General features: G+C 72.8%; 18 protein-coding genes. 8 read left to right on the top strand and 10 right to left on the bottom strand.

The features are described 5' to 3' along the window. Positions 1-27 precede the first annotated feature (27 nt). Positions 28-1260, top strand: coding sequence for a geranylgeranyl reductase family protein (locus ACZ62B_RS02430; protein WP_451832811.1), 1233 nt, complete (start codon positions 28-30; stop codon positions 1258-1260). On the opposite strand, the gene ACZ62B_RS02425 is transcribed toward ACZ62B_RS02430, so the two are convergent. Next, a complete protein-coding gene (locus ACZ62B_RS02425; protein WP_073934792.1) occupies positions 1250-1705 on the bottom strand; it encodes a nitroreductase family deazaflavin-dependent oxidoreductase in 456 nt (151 codons plus the stop codon). The two genes, ACZ62B_RS02430 and ACZ62B_RS02425, sit on opposite strands and share 11 nt — an antisense overlap. 234 nt (positions 1706-1939) lie before the next feature. On the opposite strand from ACZ62B_RS02425, the gene ACZ62B_RS02420 reads away from it, so the two are divergent. The 3 genes from ACZ62B_RS02420 (at position 1940) to ACZ62B_RS02410 (ending at position 4751) form a co-directional block, all read left to right on the top strand. Continuing rightward, a complete protein-coding gene (locus ACZ62B_RS02420; RefSeq protein WP_344562114.1) occupies positions 1940-2683 on the top strand; it encodes a TetR/AcrR family transcriptional regulator in 744 nt (247 codons plus the stop codon). Positions 2684-2778: 95 nt separating this feature from the next. Further along, a complete protein-coding gene (locus ACZ62B_RS02415) occupies positions 2779-4089 on the top strand; it encodes a sensor histidine kinase (RefSeq protein WP_382053331.1) in 1311 nt (436 codons plus the stop codon). Continuing rightward, on the top strand, positions 4086-4751 hold the full coding sequence (locus ACZ62B_RS02410; RefSeq protein WP_073934794.1) for a response regulator: 666 nt from the start codon (positions 4086-4088) through the stop codon (positions 4749-4751). The genes ACZ62B_RS02415 and ACZ62B_RS02410 overlap by 4 nt, the downstream gene beginning before the upstream one ends. On the opposite strand, the gene ACZ62B_RS02405 is transcribed toward ACZ62B_RS02410, so the two are convergent. Next, the gene (locus ACZ62B_RS02405) at positions 4712-4996 is read right to left on the bottom strand and encodes a DUF6332 family protein (RefSeq protein WP_344562119.1); all 285 of its coding nucleotides are present in this window, start codon (positions 4994-4996) and stop codon (positions 4712-4714) included. The two genes, ACZ62B_RS02410 and ACZ62B_RS02405, sit on opposite strands and share 40 nt — an antisense overlap. Positions 4997-5150: 154 nt before the next feature. On the opposite strand from ACZ62B_RS02405, the gene ACZ62B_RS02400 reads away from it, so the two are divergent. Further along, complete coding sequence (locus tag ACZ62B_RS02400) at positions 5151-5543, top strand: MarR family winged helix-turn-helix transcriptional regulator (protein WP_073934868.1); 393 nt, start codon at positions 5151-5153, stop codon at positions 5541-5543. Between the two features lie 12 nt (positions 5544-5555). Here the strand turns inward: ACZ62B_RS02400 and ACZ62B_RS02395 are convergent, their stop codons facing one another. The 3 genes from ACZ62B_RS02395 to ACZ62B_RS02385 all read right to left on the bottom strand — a co-directional run bounded on the left by ACZ62B_RS02395 (position 5556) and on the right by ACZ62B_RS02385 (position 8517). After that, positions 5556-6290, bottom strand: coding sequence for a maleylpyruvate isomerase family mycothiol-dependent enzyme (locus ACZ62B_RS02395; RefSeq protein WP_468885425.1), 735 nt, complete (start codon positions 6288-6290; stop codon positions 5556-5558). Positions 6291-6325: 35 nt separating this feature from the next. Next, entirely contained in the window at positions 6326-7216 is an 891-nt protein-coding gene (locus ACZ62B_RS02390; RefSeq protein WP_468885424.1) for an SDR family oxidoreductase, read from the bottom strand. A gap of 137 nt (positions 7217-7353) precedes the next feature. Continuing rightward, on the bottom strand, positions 7354-8517 hold the full coding sequence (locus ACZ62B_RS02385) for an MFS transporter (protein ID WP_469689159.1): 1164 nt from the start codon (positions 8515-8517) through the stop codon (positions 7354-7356). 251 nt (positions 8518-8768) lie between these two features. Between ACZ62B_RS02385 and ACZ62B_RS02380 the strand changes: the two genes are divergently transcribed. Together ACZ62B_RS02380 and ACZ62B_RS02375 are read left to right on the top strand one after the other, a co-directional pair. Further along, positions 8769-9245, top strand: coding sequence for a hypothetical protein (locus ACZ62B_RS02380; RefSeq protein ID WP_344562127.1), 477 nt, complete (start codon positions 8769-8771; stop codon positions 9243-9245). Positions 9246-9420: 175 nt separating this feature from the next. Continuing rightward, positions 9421-10062, top strand: coding sequence for a class F sortase (locus ACZ62B_RS02375; RefSeq protein ID WP_344562129.1), 642 nt, complete (start codon positions 9421-9423; stop codon positions 10060-10062). A 60-nt stretch (positions 10063-10122) separates the two neighbouring features. On the opposite strand, the gene ACZ62B_RS02370 is transcribed toward ACZ62B_RS02375, so the two are convergent. The 5 genes from ACZ62B_RS02370 to ACZ62B_RS02350 form a co-directional block, all read right to left on the bottom strand. After that, positions 10123-11760: a cellulase family glycosylhydrolase gene (locus ACZ62B_RS02370; protein WP_469689158.1), complete on the bottom strand. Its 1638-nt coding sequence runs from the start codon at positions 11758-11760 to the stop codon at positions 10123-10125. Between the two features lie 50 nt (positions 11761-11810). Next, positions 11811-12899, bottom strand: coding sequence for a GDSL-type esterase/lipase family protein (locus tag ACZ62B_RS02365; RefSeq protein WP_469689157.1), 1089 nt, complete (start codon positions 12897-12899; stop codon positions 11811-11813). 173 nt (positions 12900-13072) lie between these two features. Continuing rightward, positions 13073-14566 (bottom strand): tripartite tricarboxylate transporter permease, encoded by a 1494-nt coding sequence (locus ACZ62B_RS02360; protein WP_344562135.1) that lies wholly within the window; start codon positions 14564-14566, stop codon positions 13073-13075. 1 nt (position 14567) lies between these two features. Continuing rightward, a complete protein-coding gene (locus ACZ62B_RS02355) occupies positions 14568-15107 on the bottom strand; it encodes a tripartite tricarboxylate transporter TctB family protein (protein WP_344562137.1) in 540 nt (179 codons plus the stop codon). After that, positions 15104-16087, bottom strand: coding sequence for a Bug family tripartite tricarboxylate transporter substrate binding protein (locus ACZ62B_RS02350; RefSeq protein WP_469689156.1), 984 nt, complete (start codon positions 16085-16087; stop codon positions 15104-15106). Before ACZ62B_RS02350 ends, ACZ62B_RS02355 begins: the two co-directional genes overlap by 4 nt. Before the next feature lie 242 nt (positions 16088-16329). Between ACZ62B_RS02350 and ACZ62B_RS02345 the strand changes: the two genes are divergently transcribed. After that, positions 16330-17088 (top strand): response regulator, encoded by a 759-nt coding sequence (locus ACZ62B_RS02345; protein WP_468885417.1) that lies wholly within the window; start codon positions 16330-16332, stop codon positions 17086-17088. Positions 17089-17212: the final 124 nt, after the last annotated feature.

Below are 17212 nucleotides of genomic sequence, written 5' to 3'. Positions count from 1 at the left end.
CGGCTGGATCGGGAGCAGTAGACCATCGTGAGCAGCGAGAACTCTTCGGCGGACGACGTACAGCAGGTGTGGGACGTCGTCGTGGTGGGCGCGGGACCCGCGGGGGCCTCGGCCGCCTACGCGGCGGCGGTCGCGGGGCGGCGCGTGCTGTTGCTGGAGAAGGCGGAGCTGCCGCGCTACAAAACGTGCGGCGGCGGCATCATCGGCCCCTCCCGCGATTCGCTCCCTCCGGGCTTCGAGCTTCCGTTCAAGGACCGGGTGCACGCGGTGACGTTCTCCCACAACGGCCGCTTCACCCGTACCCGCCGCTCCCGGCAGATGCTGTTCGGGCTGATCAACCGGCCCGAGTTCGACCAGCAGCTCGTGGAGCACGCGCAGAAGGCGGGCGCCGAGCTGCGTACCGGCGTCGCCGTGCAGCGGGTGGAGCAGCACGGCTCGGCCGTACCGGACCGGCGCACGGTCGCCGTCGTCCTGCAGGGCGGCGAGACGGTGCTGGCGCGGGCCGTGGTCGGCGCGGACGGCAGCGCGGGCCGCATAGGGGCCCACGTCGGAGTCAAGCTGGACCAGGTCGACCTGGGCCTGGAGGCGGAGATCCCGGTGCCGGAGACGGTCGCCGAGGACTGGAAGGGGCGGGTGCTCATCGACTGGGGCCCGATGCCCGGCAGTTACGGCTGGGTCTTCCCCAAGGGCGACACGCTCACCGTCGGGGTGATCTCGCGGCGCGGTGAAGGCGCCGCGACCAAGCGCTACTTGGAGGACTTCGTCGGGCGGCTCGGCCTCGCCGGCTTCGAACCGAGCATCTCCTCCGGCCACTTGACCCGCTGCCGCGCCGACGACTCGCCGCTGTCGCGCGGCCGGGTGCTGGTGTGCGGGGACGCGGCGGGGCTGCTGGAGCCGTGGACCCGCGAGGGCATCTCCTTCGCGCTGCGCTCGGGCCGGCTGGCGGGGGAGTGGGCGGTGCGGATCGCCGAGGCGCACGACGCCGTGGACACGCGCCGGCAGGCGCTGAACTACGCCTTCGCCGTGAAGGCGGGGCTCGGCGTGGAGATGAGCGTCGGCAAGCGGATGCTGGCCGCGTTCGAACGGCGTCCGGGGGTGTTCCACGCGGTCCTCACCGGTTTCCGCCCGGCGTGGAAGGCGTTCAAGGACATCACGCAGGGCTCGACGACGCTCGGCGAGCTCGTCCGCACCCACCCGTTGGCGCACCGCGCGCTGATGGCGCTGGACCGGCGTCCCGCGGGCGACGAGGTCAGCTCCTGACCGTGATCCGGAAGACCGGGTGGTCGTGGGCGGCGGCGACGATCTCCTCGTCGGAGGACCGGGCGGTGACCCCCTGGAAGTACTGGTTCACCTCCCAGCCCCACTTCTCCAGGTAGGTCCGCAGGATCGGGAGCTTCTCCTCGTCGGGAAGCTCCACGGCGGTGAAGGCGCGGACCTTGCGTCCCACGCGCAGTTCCCCGCCGCCGGCGGCGCGCATGTTGCGCACCCACTGGGAGTGACCGCGGGCCGAGACCAGGTACTGCCCGCCGTCGTGGGTGTGCGGGTTGACCGGGATGCGCTGCATCCGTCCGCTCTTGCGGCCGCGGACGGACATCTCCGCGGTTCCGGCGAGGCTGACGCCGTGCCGGGCCAGCCAGCCGATGACGCTGTTGAGCCGGATGGCCATGGGGCTGCCCTTGAGGTAGTACGGCGTGGACGACGACATCGGTGACCCCCGGGTCGGAGTGATTGTGAGAGCGTTGCTCTCTTTTGTGAGCACTGCTCTCGCGGTGTGCCTTCAGTCTGCACGATGCCGGCGTGGCAAAGCAAGAGCGCTGCTCTCGTTTTTGTGCGCCGCTCTTGTTTGCGCGCACCGCTCTTTCTTGCGCTCATCGCTCTGGTTTGAGTACACCGATCTCGTTTGTGTGCACTGCTCTGGATTCGTGGAACACTGGTCCGCATGAGCAGCACCGCACACGGCGCCCGCGCCCGGGCCAGGATCGAAATCACCGCGGCCATCAAGGAAGAGGCCCGCAGACAGCTCGCGAAGGAGGGTGCCGTCAAGCTCTCGCTGCGGGCCGTCGCCCGCGAGCTCGGCATGGCCTCCTCCGCGCTCTACCGCTACTTCCCCAGCCGCGACGACCTGCTGACCGCGCTCATCATCGACGCCTACGACTCCCTCGGCGCGGCGGCCGAAGCGGCCCGGGACGCGGCCGCCGACGCCGGACCGGTGCGGCGCTGGACCGCCGTGTGCGAGGGCGTGCGCGGCTGGGCGCTCGGGCACCCGCACGAGTACGCGCTGATCTACGGCACACCGGTGCCCGGCTACACCGCGCCCGAGACGACCGTTCCGGCCGCCGCCCGCTCCGCCCTCGTCATCATCGGCATCCTCCGCGACGCGCACCAGGGCCTCGGCCTCGCCAAGCCCCCGCTGCCGGCCGAGCTGAGGCCCGAGGCCGTCCGCATGGCCGCCGACCTCGCCCCCGATCTGCCGCCCGAGGTGGTGGCGACGATGGTGGCCGCCTGGGCCCAGCTGTTCGGGCTGATCGGGTTCGAGCTGTTCGGGCAGTTCAACCGGGTGGTGGAGGACCGCGACACGTTCTTCCGCCACGCGGTGGGACAGCTCGCGCACACCGTGGGCCTGGTGTACCCGCAGCAGGGCCCCGTGGCCGCGCCGGGCGGGCCCGCCGCCGAGCCGTCGTAGGAGGCGGGGCGGACGGACGTACTCCGCCGGGAGTACGCGTGATCACCACGCCGGGCTGACGTCGCACCGGGCGTCCGGCGTCTAGCGTGACGGACATGGACGAGCAGCGCGGACCCGGCGGCCGGCGGCCGGGGTGGTGGCGCCCGGGGCGGCCGCTCCGGCACGGCCCGCCCGGCGGGATCCGTCGGGCCCACGAGGACGACGGGGCCCACGAAGCCGCGGGCAGAGCCACCGACGACGACGGTGGCGCCGCCGACGGCCAGGACCGGCGCTCCCGGTGGCCCTGGCGTTCCACCGTGCTGCTCACGGTGTTCGTGCTGGTCGGCTCCGGCTTCGCCGAGCACGCCCAGGAGGGCGAGCGGGTCGCCCTGGACCCCCTCGGGCGGGTCCTGCTGTTCCTGGCGGGCGCGCTCCTGCTGTGGCGCAAGCGTCACCCCGTGCCCGTCGTGTTCGGCACCGTGGCCGCCGTTCTGCTCTACGCCGGGGCCGGGTATCCGTACGGACCGGTGTTCCTCACCGTCGCCGTCGCCTGCTTCAGCGCCGTCGTCTCGGGGCACCGGCATGCCGCGTGGGCGGCGATGGGGACGTTCTGGGCGGGACATGCGCTGATCGCCCATGCGCTGTACGGATGGCTGCCGCCCTCCGGTGACCGGGCGCCCTCCTGGAACCAGGAGATCGTGATCGCCACCTGGGTGGTGGCGCTCGTGGCGGTGTCGGAACTGGCCCGGACCCGCCGTGAGCAGTGGGCGCGGGAGCGGGCCGAGCGGGCCCGGGCGGCACGGCGGCGCGCGGACGAGGAACGGCTGCGGATCGCCCGCGAACTGCACGACGTCCTCGCGCACAGCATCTCCGTCATCAACGTGCAGGCGGGCGTCGGCCTCGCGCTGCTGGACAGCGACCCGGAGCAGGCGCGCAGCGCGCTGACCACCATCAAGGCCAAGAGCAAGGAGGCGCTGGGGGAGGTGCGGCAGGTGCTCGACACGCTGCGCGCGCCGGGCGCCGCGCCGCGCGCCCCGGCGCCCGGCCTGGACCGGCTGCCCGAGCTGGTGGAACAGGCCGCGAGCGCGGGCCTCACCGTGACGGTCGAGGGGGAGCCGCCGCGCCTGCCGCCCGGCGCGGACCTGGCCGCCTTCCGCATCGTCCAGGAGGCCCTCACCAACGTCGTGCGGCACTCGGGCTCGCGCGAGGCGCGGGTGCGGATCGAACGGGGCGAGGGGCGGCTGCGGCTGTGCGTCGACGACGACGGGCCCGCCACCGGCGCCGACGCGGGCGGCAGCGGGAACGGGCTCGCCGGGATGCGGGAGCGGGCCGCCGCGCTGGATGGCACCATCGAGGCGGGCCCGCGCCCGGACGGCGGCTTCCGGGTGCTCGCCGTACTGCCGATCGAGGCCGAGGAGGACCGGTGATCCGTGTACTGCTCGCCGACGACCAGTCACTGGTCCGGGCGGGATTCCGCGCGCTGCTGGACGCGCAGCCGGACATCGAGGTGGCGGGTGAGGCGTCCGACGGCGAGGAGGCGGTGCGGCTGATCCGCGAACTGCGGCCCGACGTCGTGCTCATGGACATCCGGATGCCCGCGCTCGACGGTCTCGCCGCGACCCGCCGGGTCACCGGGGACGCGGGGCTGGGGGACGTGAAGGTGGTCATGCTCACCACCTTCGAGCTGGACGAGTACGTCTTCGAGGCGATCCGCTCGGGAGCCTCGGGCTTCCTGGTCAAGGACACCGAGCCGGAGGAACTGCTGCGCGCGGTGCGGGCGGTGGTCGACGGTGACGCGCTGCTGTCGCCCGGGGTGACGCGCCGGCTGATCGCGGAGTTCGCGGCCCGTTCCAAGGAACCGGCCGCCGCCGACGCCCTGTCCGGGCTCACCGAGCGGGAGCGGGAGGTCATGGCGCTGGTCGGCATCGGCCTGTCCAACGAGGAGATCGCCCGCCGTCTGGTCGTCAGCCCGCTCACCGCCAAGACCCACGTCAGCCGCACCATGGTGAAACTGGGCGCCCGCGACCGGGCCCAACTGGTCGTACTGGCCTATGAGTCGGGCTTGGTACGGCCCGGCTGGCTGGGCTGATCCGCCCGCCGGAACCGGACCAGCACGGCCACCGTGCGGACGGCGAACAGCACCGTCGCGAGCAGTGCCCCGGTGCGGCGCAGCACCGTCTCGAAGGGGCCCGGCAGCTCGAAGAGCAGTGCCGGTCCCGCCACGGCCCCGAGGACGACCGCCGCCGCGAACGCCGCGCTGCACAGCGCGTACCCGGTCTCCACGGTGATCGCGTCCCGCTCGGCCGGACTCCGTCGTCCCCCGTACCCCGTCACGCCCGCCCCCCGCATCCGGTCCCTCGAGGAGTCAAACAGGCGTGCACCCCGGCGGGCAAGGAACCAGACCGGGCCCGGCGTCCGGGGACGGAGGCGGTGAGCGGGGAGAGCACGCTCGGGAGACTCCTGCGCACATGCCTGCTACGGTGCGCCCATGGCGGCGAAGCAGGCCGAACAGGCGCTCGTGGAACGGTGGCGGGACGTGCTCGCGCTGCACGCGCGCACCCAGTGCGAGATCGACCGCGCCCTGCACGGACACGGCCTGTGCGCCAGCGACTTCGAGGTCCTCGACATCCTCGCGCAGGGCCCCGGACCGGGCGGCTGCTCCTACCGCGTCCAGGAGATCTCCGAGCACGTCCATCTGAGTCAGAGCGCCCTCTCCCGGCTGGTCGCCCGGCTGGAGAAGGAGGGCCTCGCCGAGCGCGGGACGTGCCCGGAGGACCGGCGGGGAGTGCGGGTGTCGCTCACCGCGAAGGGGCGCGCGCTGCACGGCGAGGTACTGCCCGTGCAGCGCGCGGTGCTGGCCCGGATGCTCTCGGACGGCTGAACGGCGGGACCCTCAGACCACGGCGGACGTCTCCCGCCAGAGCGCGGCGAGCTCCGGATCACCCGACACCGCCGGTATCGGCACCCGGTTCCACAGCGCGAGGTACAACTGATCGGCGGGGCCGGCGAGTTCGCACTCCGCGTCCCCGTCCGCGCCCCGGCTGGTCACCGGCGGCTCCTGGGACAGCCGTACGGTCCACACCGCGTCCGCGTCGGTCGCGCGCACCCGCAGAACGCGGGGTGCCGGGGTGCGCACCCGGCTCTTGGGCCGGGCGTGGAACCCGCGCAGCAGCTCGTCGACGCCGTCCACGGCGAAGTCCGTGGCGACCGGCGACGGGGTGCCGCCGCGTGCCGACTCGGCGTCGAACCGGTGGACGGTCGTCTCGTGCGCCTGCCGACGGGTCCAGAACGCGAGCGCGGAGGGCGGCCCGGGCAGAAAGGTGAAGCACTCCACGTCGGGCGCCGCGCCGGCCAGGGTGTCCACCAGGAGGCGATGACCGTCGCGGTACCAGGCCATGAGTCCGGTGCCGTCCAGTACGGGGTCCTCACCCATCGGGCGCGGCTCGGTGTGCCCGTCCGCGACGAAGGCCGCGGCCCACCGGTGCACCGCACCGGTGTGCCGGACCAGGTCCCTCACATGCCACCCCGGGCAGGTCGGCACGGCGGCGTCCGTGCCCGCCCGCTCCGCGGCATCGGCCAGCAACTGGCCTTCTTTCTCCAGTGTTTCCAGGAACAAGGCACTCTTCATGTGCAGGAGTCTGCCGTACGGACGCCCGTCCGGGCCTAGGGGAGCGGGGTCCCGCCCGTCGCGTTCACGATCTCCGCGGTGATGTACGACGCCTCCTGCGAGGCGAGGAAGACATACGCCGGGGCCATCTCGGCCGGCTGGGCCGGGCGTCCGATGGGCGCCTGCTTGCCGAACTCCGCGGTGTCCGGCAGGGTCGCCGGGATCAGCGGCGTCCACACCGGCCCCGGTGCCACGGCGTTGACCCGGACGCCCCGCCCGATCAGCATCTGCGCCAGCCCCTGGGTGAACGTGACGATGGCGCCCTTGGTGGTGGCGTAGTCCAGCAGGTGCGGGCTCGGCTTGTAGGCCTGTACGGAGGCCGAGTTGATGATGCTGCCGCCCTCCCGCATGTGCGGCACGGCCAGCTTGCACAGCCAGAACATGCCGTACAGGTTGGTCCGCATCACGCGGTCGAACTGCTCGGTGGAGATCGCCTCGATGCCGTCGGGCTGGGACATCTGGTACGCCGCGTTGTTCACCAGGACGTCGATCCGGCCGAACTCCGAGACCGCGCGGTCGATCAGCGCCCGGCAGTTCTCCTCCTCCCGGACGTCGCACGCGACGGGCACGGCCCGCCGGCCGGCCTCCTCCACCCACCGCGCGGTCTCGGCGGCGTCGTCCTTCTCGCTGTCCAGGTAGGTGAAGACCACGTCGGCGCCCTCGCGGGCGAACGCCAGGGCGACCGCCCGGCCGATCCCCGAGTCCCCGCCCGTGATCACGGCCTTGCGGCCCGCCAGCCGGCCGCTGCCCCGGTAGGAGTCCTCCCCGTGGTCCGGCGGCGGATCCATGGGGCCGGTCCAGCCGGGATGCGGCTGGTCCTGGGACGGGAAGTCGGGGGTCGGGTGCTGCTCGACGGGGTTCTGCTGCTCGGTCACGGTCTCTCCCATGTCCGTGGAGGGGCGGTCGTGCGGTCGGCGCCCGCCGACGGAGGACGGCGGACGCCACCGCCCGGGTACCCCGGCACCGCGCACCCGATCCGCCCCGCCGCCACCCGTCTCCCGGACGGCCGGGGGACCGTACGGAATCAGTCCGCGCGCACGTGGCGGGTGGCGAAGCCGATGACGGTGGCCACCGCCGCCAGGACCGCCACGCTGGTCAGCGCGGCCGGGAGGCTGAACCAGTCCGTCATGAAGCCGATCGCGGGCGGACCGAGGAGCATGCCGCCGTAGCCCAGGGTGGAGGCGGTGGCGACCCCGCCGGCGCCCGCGAGCGCGCCCGCCCGCTCGACGGCCACGGGGAACAGGTTCGCGAGCCCGAGGCCGGTGACCGCGTAACCGAGCAGGGCCGCCCACAGGGACGGCGCGAGCGCGCCGAGCAGCATGCCGGCCGCCGCGGTGGTACCGCCGGCGAGGACGGTACGGGTCCGGCCCAGCCGTTCCAGCAGCGTCGTCCCGGAGAGCCGGCCGACCGTCATGGCCAGCGCGAAACAGGAGTACCCGACGGCCGCGGCACCCGGCGAGGCGCCGAGGTCCTCCTCCAGGTGGAGCGCGCCCCAGTCGGCCAGCGCCCCTTCGCCGTACGCGGTGCACAGCGCGATGAGCCCGAAGACGATCACCAGCGCGCGGGTACGGCGGTCCGGCCGGCGCGGGGCGCCCCGCTCGGTCCGTCCCGCGTCCGCCGGGGTCAGCGGCTCGCACCGCATCAGCGCCCGCCCCGCGACCGCCGTCACGAGCAGCCCCACGGCGGCGAGCCCCCACAGGTGCCGGGTGGGCGACAGCGAACCGGCGACCAGGGCGCCCAGTCCCGCGCCGGTCATGCCGCCCAGACTGAACGCGGCGTGGAAGCTCGGCATGACGGGCCGCCCCAGCGCGGCCACCAGATCGACGGCGGCGCTGTTGAAGGCGACGTTGATCCCGCCGTACGCCGCGCCGAACAGCAGCAGTACGGTGCCGAGCGCGAGGGCGGAACGGGTCAGCGGGGGCAGCCCGACGCTCAGGCAGAGCAGGACCGCGCAGACGACGGTGACGAGATGGCTGCCGTACCGGCGGCACAGGCGGCCGGTGAGCGTCATGGTGATCACGGCCCCGGCGGAGACGCCGAGCAGGGCCAGGCCGAGGGCGCTGGCGGAGGCGCCGGTCTGTTCCTTGATGGCGGGGATGCGCACCACCCAGCCGGCGAAGACGAAGCCGTCGAGGGCGAAGAAGGCGGTCAGGGCGAGACGGAGTCGGACGAGGTCGGTACCCGGCACCACACTGTGCGAACGGGTTTTGTTTATCAGTGGCACAAAGTCAGGCTAGGCACCGTCGTGGCCCGCGGCAAGAGAGGCCGGACGGGGGCGGACGCGGCCGGTGTGCCGCCGGAGGAGTGGGGACGTTAACCCGTGTGATCGTCCCGGATGGTGGGACCGGGTGCCGTGAACGAGCGTGGATCATGCCGGAGACCGGGACATCCGTGCTGACGAGGAGTCAGCTGCCCGGCCTCCCGCGGAAGGACTCTCAGATGCGCTCTGCCCGCATGCTGCTCGCCACCGCGACGGCCACGGCGGCCCTCGTCATCGCCGCGCCCGCGGCCTACGCCGGCCACTCGGACGACGGGGGCTACGACAAGTCTTCTCAGAGCAAGGAGTACGACAAGGAGAGCAAGGACGGCAAGGAGCACGACAAGCCGCACGGCGGCATGCACACGGGCGGTGGGGCCCTGACCGTCGTGGGCGAGGAGGACTGGGACACCGCCAAGGACCCGAAGTACGACCCCGAGACGTACAAGGAGAAGGACGACTCGGGCAGCGAGGAGTCCTACGGCGGCAAGCAGGACAAGGAGTGGAGCAAGGAGGAGAAGCCGCGCGGCGGGATGCACACCGGTGGCGGCGGGCTCGCCGAGCCCGGTGTCACCACGGGCGGTCTGGCCGCACTGGCGGTCCTCGGCGCCGGCGCATACGCGCTGCGCCGCAAGAAGGCCGCCGGGAGCGTGGCCTGAGCCATGCCCGGCTCCATAGACGGGGCCGTCGTACGTGCCTCGCACGTCATGACGGCCCCGCTCGCTCGTCCGTGTGCCGTGTCCGAATGAGGTGGTCCCCCCGATGCCGGCCAGTCCCCCTTCCCCCCTCGAAACCGATCAGGCGTCGCCGACGCGGCGGAGGCTGCGCGCCGCCATGACGGCGGTCTTCTGGAGCGGAGCCGGCCTGCTGCTGGCCACGACGCTGATGGGCGGCGGGGAGGACCCTCCCGACGACGCGCACGGGCCGCGCGCGGCATCCGCGGTCTCCGCCGCGCCGTCCACCCCCGCCGCGAGCACCCCGGCCGCCGGCGAGCCCGCCACCCGCGAACCGGCGGCCGGGCACCTGCCGCGCTCCGAGCCGAAGCGGCTGCTCATCCCCGCCATCGACGTCGACGCCCCCTTCACCGACCTCGCCATCGGCGGCGAGGGCCGGCTCGAACCGCCGCCGCCCCACGACACCAACCTGGTCGGCTGGTACGCCAAGGGCGTCTCCCCGGGCGAACGCGGTACGGCGATCATCGCCGGGCACGTGGACACGACGACGTCCCCGGCCGTGTTCGCGCGGCTCAGCGAACTCGAGAAGGGCGACCGCTTCCGGGTGCTGCGCGCCGACGGCAGCAAGGCGACGTTCGTGGTGGACGAGGCGGAGTCCTTCGAGAAGGACGACTTCCCCGACGAGCGCGTGTACGCCGACACCCCCGACGCCCAGGTGCGGCTCATCACCTGTGCCGGGGACTACGACCGTGCCGCCAAGGACTACACCGAGAACCTGGTGGTCTTCGCCCATCTCGTCTGAGCCGGCCGGGACGGCCGGCTGCCCGGAAGGAGGGGAGGACGCCTTCCGGGCAGCGGTCCGTCAGGCCACGGAGCAGTCCGCGCCGTTCAGGCCGAACGCGGTGGGGCTGGGGTTCGCGCCGGTCCGCGAGGCCGTGAAGCCCAGGGAGACCGAGCCGGACGCGGGGATCGACGCGGTGTACGAGGCGGAGGCGACGCTGACCTCGGAACCGCTCTGCGTCGGCGTGCCGCCCCACATGTTGGTGATCCGCTGGTCGGCCGGGAAGGTCCAGGTCAGCGTCCAGCCGTTGACCGCGGAGCTGCCGGTGTTGCGGACGGTGACCTCGCCCTGGAAGCCGCCGGGCCACTCGCCGGTCACCCGGTAGCCGATCTCGCAGGCGCCCGTCGTGCCGCCGGAGGACGTGGTGACGGTCACCGTGGCGGAGCGCTGCGAGCGGTTGCCGGCGGCGTCCCGGGCGTAGACGGCGAAGGTGTAGGCCGTGTCCGCGGTGAGGCCGGTGACGGTGGCGGAGGTGCCGGCCGTCGTGGTGACGACGGTCTCCGCGCCGCCGTCGATCCGTACGACGTCGTAGCCCGTGACACCGTTCGCGTCGTCGGCGGCGCCCCAGGTGAGGGTCGCGGACGTGGCGGTCACCGCCGAGGCGGCCGGGGTGCCGGGAGCGGTCGGGGCCGTGGTGTCGTCGCCCGGGCCGGATCCGTAGACCGCGGCCTCCTCGGACGTGGCCGCGATGCCGTCGGCGCCGTTGAAGAGGCGCTCGCCCCAGCTGGTGAGCTGGTCGGGGTCGAAGTTCGTGACCATGTCGAGGTATTCGACGCCGCCGCCGTTGCCGCTCCAGGACCAGCCGAGGTAGCCGAGGCCGAGCTGCCGGGTGACGGCCAGGATGGTGTCCTCGTCGGGGTCGCCGTCGGAGTGGTTGTGGCCGAACTCGCCGACCACGATCGGGAGTTTCGCCGAGACGAAGCGTCCCAGGTAGTCGCTGATCTCGGCGGCGGTGTCGAAGACGCCGTACATGTGGATGGAGAACACGGTGTTGGCGTCCGGGTCGGCGGCGAAGACCGAGGCGGCGTTGTCGCGCATGGTGAACGCCCAGTCCTGGCCCCAGTTGGGGGCGTCGACCATCAGCGTGTGGTCGAACCCGGCGTCGCGCAGCTTCTGGATCGCCGCCTTGGTGTCGGCCGTCCAGGCCGTGTAACCGGTGTTGCCGTACGGCTCGTTGCCGATGTTGACGATGACGTGGTCCTCCTGGCCGGCCAGGGCGCTCTGGACACTGATCCAGTAGTCGGCGGCCTGGGAAAGGGTGGCCGCTCCGCTCTGCTCGCCGTAGCCGGTGGTGTCGTGCACCTCCAGGACGCAGATCAGCCGGTTCTGCTTGCACTGCGCGACGACGTCGGCCACGTCGGCGGCGTCGTTGCGGGTCCAGCGGTCACCGCTGGAGAGGACGACGCGCACGGTGTTGGCGCCCTTGGCCTTGATGTGGGCCAGCGAGCTGATCCGGTCGTCGTACCAGGTGTGCGCGTGGTTGACGCCGCGCATCACGAAGTCGTTCCCGGACGCTTCGAGGAGCCGGCCGTTCTCGACGCGGAACCCGGTGGGCGCCGCGTGCGCCGGAGTGGTGAAGGCGAGGAACGGGAGGAGGAGTCCCAGAAGGGCGGCGAGAAGGCCGACGGCTCGTGGGGAGGCGGGCGTACGGGGTCTCATGGCGGCTCCAGTGGGGGTGCGGTCGGTTGTCCTTGCTGTGCGCCGTGCGGTCAGGAGGCGGCCGTGCAGTCGACGGTCGCCGCCGGGGCCGAGGAGGTTGCCGGGGCGGTGGCGATGAAGCCGAAGGAGGTGCTCGCGTCGGGGGCGAGGGCCCCGTTCCAGCTCGCGTCGGTGACGGTGGCCGTGCCGTCGGCGGCCGTGCTCAGGGTGCCGTTCCAGAGCTGGCCGACGCGTGCGCCGTCGGCCGGTACGACCGTCACCGTCCAGCCCGTGACGGGGACGGCGGAGGTGTTGCGCACCGTCACCTCGGCCTGGTAGCCGCCCTGCCAGGTGGAGACCGCCCGGAAGGAGGCGGTGCAGGTGGCGTCACCGGGCTCGTCCGGGTCGCCGGGGTTGCCGGGGACGCCCTCCTCCAGGAGTGCGGACAGGGCCGGGAACCAGCGTGCGGCGATCTTCTCGTTGCCGGCGTCGTTCGGGTGCACGCCGTCATAGGTGTCGGTGGCCGTGTCGAAACCCGTCCACTGGTCGACCACGGTCACCGGGGAGCGGTCGGTGCTCGTCGCCGCGGCCCACGCGGGAATGCGGGCGTTGAAGTCGACCACGCGCTGGGCGCAGGCGGCGCAGGTGCCGGGGTTCATGGGGATGATCTGGGCGACGAGGACCTGCATGTCCGGGTTGGACTCCCGCATCTGGCCCACGAGCTCGGTGTAGGCGGCGAGGATGCGGTCGGGGGAGACGCTGCTCCAGACGTCGTTCGTGCCGAAGTGCATGACAACGATGTCCGGCAGCGTCGCCGCCAGTCGTGCGGGGAGCAGGTTCCGGTCCGCCACGTCGGTGACCAGTTCGCCGCCGTGCCCTTCGTTGTCCCCGTCGTGCGCCACGCCGCAGCCCTGGGCGGGCAGGGTGCCGACGAAGTCGATGTCCGTGTGCCCGGCGTCCAGCAGTCGGTTCCACAGCAGGGCCCGCCAGCAGCCCGGCGACCCGGTGATGGAGTCGCCCAGCGGCATGACGCGCACCGGGTCGGCCGCCGGTGCGGCCGCGGCGCCCGGCGCGAGGGTCAGCCCGAGGGGGAGGAGCAGGGCGGCCAGCAGGCCGAGGAGCGGAAGCGTGCGTAAGCGCAGGAGGCGGGTGTCGCGCATGGTTTCCCCTTCCTTTGACGAGGTGGGAGCGCTCCCATGCCGGACATCAAGCCACTGTTGTCATTAACGCGTCAAGGGGCTGAACGGATTACGGTCCCGGCGCCCCGATGCCCGTACGCCGTCGGGGCGCGGCCTTCGCATGCCGCGCCCCGACCGGCGAACGACGCGTTCGATCAGGTCCGGGCGCCCTTCCGGGGCAGCGCCTTGCGCACCAGCGGCCAGGCCAGCAGCAGCACGACGACCGCGTAGACGATCACCGAGAACGGCGTGTCGACCAGACCCGTGACACTGCCGTCGCTGATCTGCAGGGCGCGGCGCAACTGCTGTTCGGCGGCCGGGCCGAGGATCACCCCGATGATGGCGGGCAGCACCGGCAGTCCGTACCGCCGCATGCCGAACCCGATCAGGCCGATGATCAGCAGGATCACCAGGTCGATCACCTCGCCGCCGACCGCGTACGCGCCCACCGCCGCGAAGAACATGATCCCGGCGTACAGGTACGGCCGCGGGATGCGCAGCAGCTTCGCCCACACCGGGGCCAGCGGCAGGTTGAGGGCGAGCAGCAGCACCATGCCGACGAACAGCGAGGCGATCAGGCCCCACACCAGGTCCGGTTCGCGCTCGAAGAGCAGCGGGCCGGGCTGGATTCCGTACTGCTGGAACGCGGCCAGCATCACCGCCGCGACCGCCGTGGTCGGCAGGCCCAGGGTCAGCATGGACACCAGCGTGCCCGCCGCCGAGGCCGACGCCGCCGACTCCGGGCCCGCGACGCCCTCGATGGCACCCTTGCCCCACTCGTCCTTGTGCTTCGACAGCCGCTTCTCCGTGACGTACGACAGGAACGTCGGGATCTCCGCGCCGCCCGCCGGGATCGCGCCGAACGGGAAGCCGATGAACGGGCCGCGCGCCCAGGACTTCCAGGTGCGCCGCACATCGGCGCGGCCCAGCCACGGCCGGCCCACCGGGATCGGGTCCGGCGGCCGGCGCCGCAGATGCGCGGCCACCCACAGCGCCTCACCGATCGCGAACAGACCCACCGCCACGATCACCACGTCGACACCGTCGGCCAGTTGCAGCGAGCCGAACGTCAGCCGCTGCTGGCCGGTCATCTGGTCCAGGCCCACCAGGCCGATCGTCAGCCCGATCAGCAGCGAGGCCAGACCCCGGATCCGGGACGAACCCAGCACCGACGTCACCGCGATGAACGCCAGCACCATGATGGCGAAGTAGTCCGGGGCGCCGATGTCCACCGCGAGATCGGCGACCGTCGGGGCCAGCGCGACCAGCAGGACCGTGCCGACCATGCCGCCCGCGAAGTGCCCGATGGCGGCGGCCGCGAGGGCCTGCGCGCCCCGTCCCGACTTGGCCATGGGGTTGCCCTCCATGGCCGCGACCACGGCCGCGCTCTCACCGGGCGTGTTCAGCAGGATGGAGGTGGTCGAACCGCCGAACATCGCGCCGTAGTAGATCCCGGCGAACATGATGAACGCGCCGGTCGGCTCGAGCCCGTACGTCACCGGCAGCAGCAGCGCCACCGCCATCGCCGGGCCGATGCCGGGCAGCACACCGATCGCAGTGCCGAGCAGTACGCCCACGGCGGCCCAGAGCAGATTGAGCGGGGTGAGGGCCGTACCGAAGCCGTCCATGAGGGAGTTGAGGGCGTTCATGTCACAGTACTCCCATCAGCGGACCGCCGGGCAGCGGCACTCCGAGCAGGTTGTTGAACACGGCGTAGGTGACGAAGGAGACCACCGCCGCGATCAGCGGGTCGCGGTCGGTTCTGCGGCTGCCGAGCGCGAAGGCCGCGCCCCAGAAGAGCAGCGCGCCCGCGACGGGGAAGCCCAGCGGCTCGATGAGCACGGCGGCGCCGAGGAACACCCCGGCGAGCAGCAGCACCGTGCGCCAGTCGGCGGGTTCGGACAGGTCGACGTCCTCGCCGGTCTCGGCCTGCCCCCGGCCGCCGCGCAGCACGTCGACGGCGAGGAGCGCGGCGATGACGAGCAGACCGGCACCGACCACGATCGGTACGGTCTTCGGGCCCACGGGCCCGCGCTGGGTGATGTCGACGTCCATGGTGAGCGCGTCGGTCAGGACGAGCACGCCGAGGGCCAGCAGCAGGGCGCAGACGCCGAGTTCGGAGTGGTCGCGGAGCCAGGAGCGCCGTCCGGGGGCGGGCGCCCGGGTCGTGTCCGTGGTCGAGGTCGTCACAGTCCGAGCTCCTTCAGCACCGAGACCACGCGCTTGTCCTCGGAGTCCAGGAACGCGCCGAACTCCTCGCCGGCCAGGAAGGCGTCGTCCCAGCCGTTCCGCTTCATCGACTCCCGCCACTCATCGGAGTCGTGCAGCTCCCGCACCAGGCGTACGAGCTTGTCGCGCTCGGCGTCGGTGAGGCCGGGCGGGGCGACGAGGCCGCGCCAGTTGGTGAAGTTCACGTCGTAGCCCGCCTCCTGGAGGGTGGGCGCGTCGAGCCCCGCGACGCGTTCCGGGCCGGTGACCGCGAGCAGCCGCAGCTCACCGGAGTTGATCTGGTCGAGGTACTCACCGACACCGGAGACACCGAAGGCGACCTTGTTGCCGAGGATCGAGGCGAGCAGCTCGCCGCCGCCGTCGAAGGGGATGTAGTTGACCTCCTTCGGCGCGATGCCGGCCGCCCGCGCCATCAGCATCGGCGCGAGGTGGTCGGGCCCGCCGGGGGAGGACCCGCCACCCACCGGGAGCTTTCCGGGGTTCTCCTGCCAGGCGCCGATCAGATCGTCGATCGTCCTGTACGGGGAGTCCTTCCCGACCACGACGACGTCCTGCTCCTCGGTGAGCCGGGCGATCGGGGTGGTGTCCGCGAGGGTCTTCGGCGCGTCGTTGGAGCGGACGGCGCCGACCACGCCCAGACCCATCGACATGGCGAGCTTGCCGTTGCCGTGCTCGCTCACCAGCCGGCTCAGGCCCACGGTGCCGCCGGCGCCGGGCAGGTTGAACACCTCGATGGAGTGGGTGAGCCCGGCGTCCTCCGCGTTCTTCGCGGCCGTACGGGCCGTGATGTCGTAGCCGCCGCCGGGCGAGTTGGGAACCATGAAGCGCAGACCCGGGATCTGCGTGCCGGTCTCGGTGCCGCTGCCGGTCGTGAGCAGCGGGGGGCCCACGAGTACGAGCACGGCGGCCCCGAGCAGGGCGAGGGGTGTGCGCAGGCGCACGGATGCCACCACCTGTCGGTCGGTCGTCTGGGATCACGCCAGGCCCTGTGGGGGAGGGTGACGCGGGCCACATGGTGCCCGCGTGCCGCCGGGCTGTCGCGCTTGCGGAACCAATGGAGGTTGTGGTCATTGCGTCAGCGCGGGTGCGCCAGTGGCGCACGTCTCTTTCCCCAGCCGCAGGTGGGGGCCATGATGGGCGGTTCCGGTCACCTCACCGACGCGGTGGCGGAAGGAGCAAGCCGATGGACAGTGGTCGGGGCGATCGTTCCGTGCCCACGACAGCCGACGCGATCGACGTACTCGTGGTCGACGACGACTTCCGGGTGGCCCGGGTGCACCGGGCCTACGTCGAGCGCCTCGACGTGTTCCGGGTCGTCGGTGTCGCGGGGACGGGGGAGCAGGCCATCGCCGCCGTGGACGAACTCCGTCCCGATCTGGTGCTGCTCGACCTGTATCTGCCCGATCTCTTCGGTCTCGATGTCATTCCCCGGCTGCGGACCGCCGGGCACGACTGCGACGTGATGGTCATCAGCGCCGCCCGGGAGGCGGACGCGGTGCGCGGCGCGGTGCGGCACGGGGTCGTCGACTACCTGCTCAAGCCGTTCGACTTCGAGGACCTGCGGGGGCGGCTGGAGCGTTACGCCGTGCAGCGGGGACGGATGCTCGACACGGTGGTGCGCGGTCAGGCGGACGTCGACCGGGTGCTGGCGGGCGGCGCGGCGGGGCCGGTGTCCCCGGTGCTGCCCAAGGGCATGAGCGCGGAGACCGCCGGGCTGGTCGAGCGGACCCTGCGCGAGACCGACGGCACCCTGTCGGCCACCGAGTGCGCCGCTCTGACCGGGGTCTCGCGGGTCAGCGCCCGACGGTACCTGGAGTACTTCCACACCGTGGGCGCCGTGGAGGTGTCGCTGCGGTACGGGGCGACGGGGCGGCCCGAGCGGCGGTACCGGTTCCTGGGGCAGGGCGGAGGGCTGCGGTCGGGGGGCGGGGTGCGGGCGTAGGGGTGGGGTTCCGGTTTCGGCTCCGGTTTCGGCTTCGACTTCGGCTGATCTCGAATACGGGGCACGGGGTTGTCCCTGTCTGCGGGCGGGCCTAGGGTCGACCATGAGAGTAAGCGCTTTCTGA

This window comes from Streptomyces sp. NPDC053426 (assembly GCF_055585405.1).
This window is presented reverse-complemented; position numbering and strand designations above follow the sequence as displayed.

Bases quoted from the DNA above. Each gene is read 5' to 3' on its own strand.
- ACZ62B_RS02425 (WP_073934792.1), bottom strand. From the start codon at position 1,705: ATGTCGTCGTCCACGCCGTACTACCTCAAGGGCAGCCCCATGGCCATC.
- ACZ62B_RS02420 (WP_344562114.1), top strand. From the start codon at position 1,940: ATGAGCAGCACCGCACACGGCGCCCGCGCCCGGGCCAGGATCGAAATC.
- ACZ62B_RS02415 (WP_382053331.1), top strand. From the start codon at position 2,779: ATGGACGAGCAGCGCGGACCCGGCGGCCGGCGGCCGGGGTGGTGGCGC.
- ACZ62B_RS02400 (WP_073934868.1), top strand. From the start codon at position 5,151: ATGGCGGCGAAGCAGGCCGAACAGGCGCTCGTGGAACGGTGGCGGGAC.
- ACZ62B_RS02395 (WP_468885425.1), bottom strand. From the start codon at position 6,290: ATGAAGAGTGCCTTGTTCCTGGAAACACTGGAGAAAGAAGGCCAGTTG.
- ACZ62B_RS02390 (WP_468885424.1), bottom strand. From the start codon at position 7,216: ATGGGAGAGACCGTGACCGAGCAGCAGAACCCCGTCGAGCAGCACCCG.
- ACZ62B_RS02380 (WP_344562127.1), top strand. From the start codon at position 8,769: ATGCGCTCTGCCCGCATGCTGCTCGCCACCGCGACGGCCACGGCGGCC.
- ACZ62B_RS02375 (WP_344562129.1), top strand. From the start codon at position 9,421: ATGACGGCGGTCTTCTGGAGCGGAGCCGGCCTGCTGCTGGCCACGACG.
- ACZ62B_RS02370 (WP_469689158.1), bottom strand. From the start codon at position 11,760: ATGAGACCCCGTACGCCCGCCTCCCCACGAGCCGTCGGCCTTCTCGCC.
- ACZ62B_RS02365 (WP_469689157.1), bottom strand. From the start codon at position 12,899: ATGCGCGACACCCGCCTCCTGCGCTTACGCACGCTTCCGCTCCTCGGC.
- ACZ62B_RS02360 (WP_344562135.1), bottom strand. From the start codon at position 14,566: ATGAACGCCCTCAACTCCCTCATGGACGGCTTCGGTACGGCCCTCACC.
- ACZ62B_RS02345 (WP_468885417.1), top strand. From the start codon at position 16,330: ATGGACAGTGGTCGGGGCGATCGTTCCGTGCCCACGACAGCCGACGCG.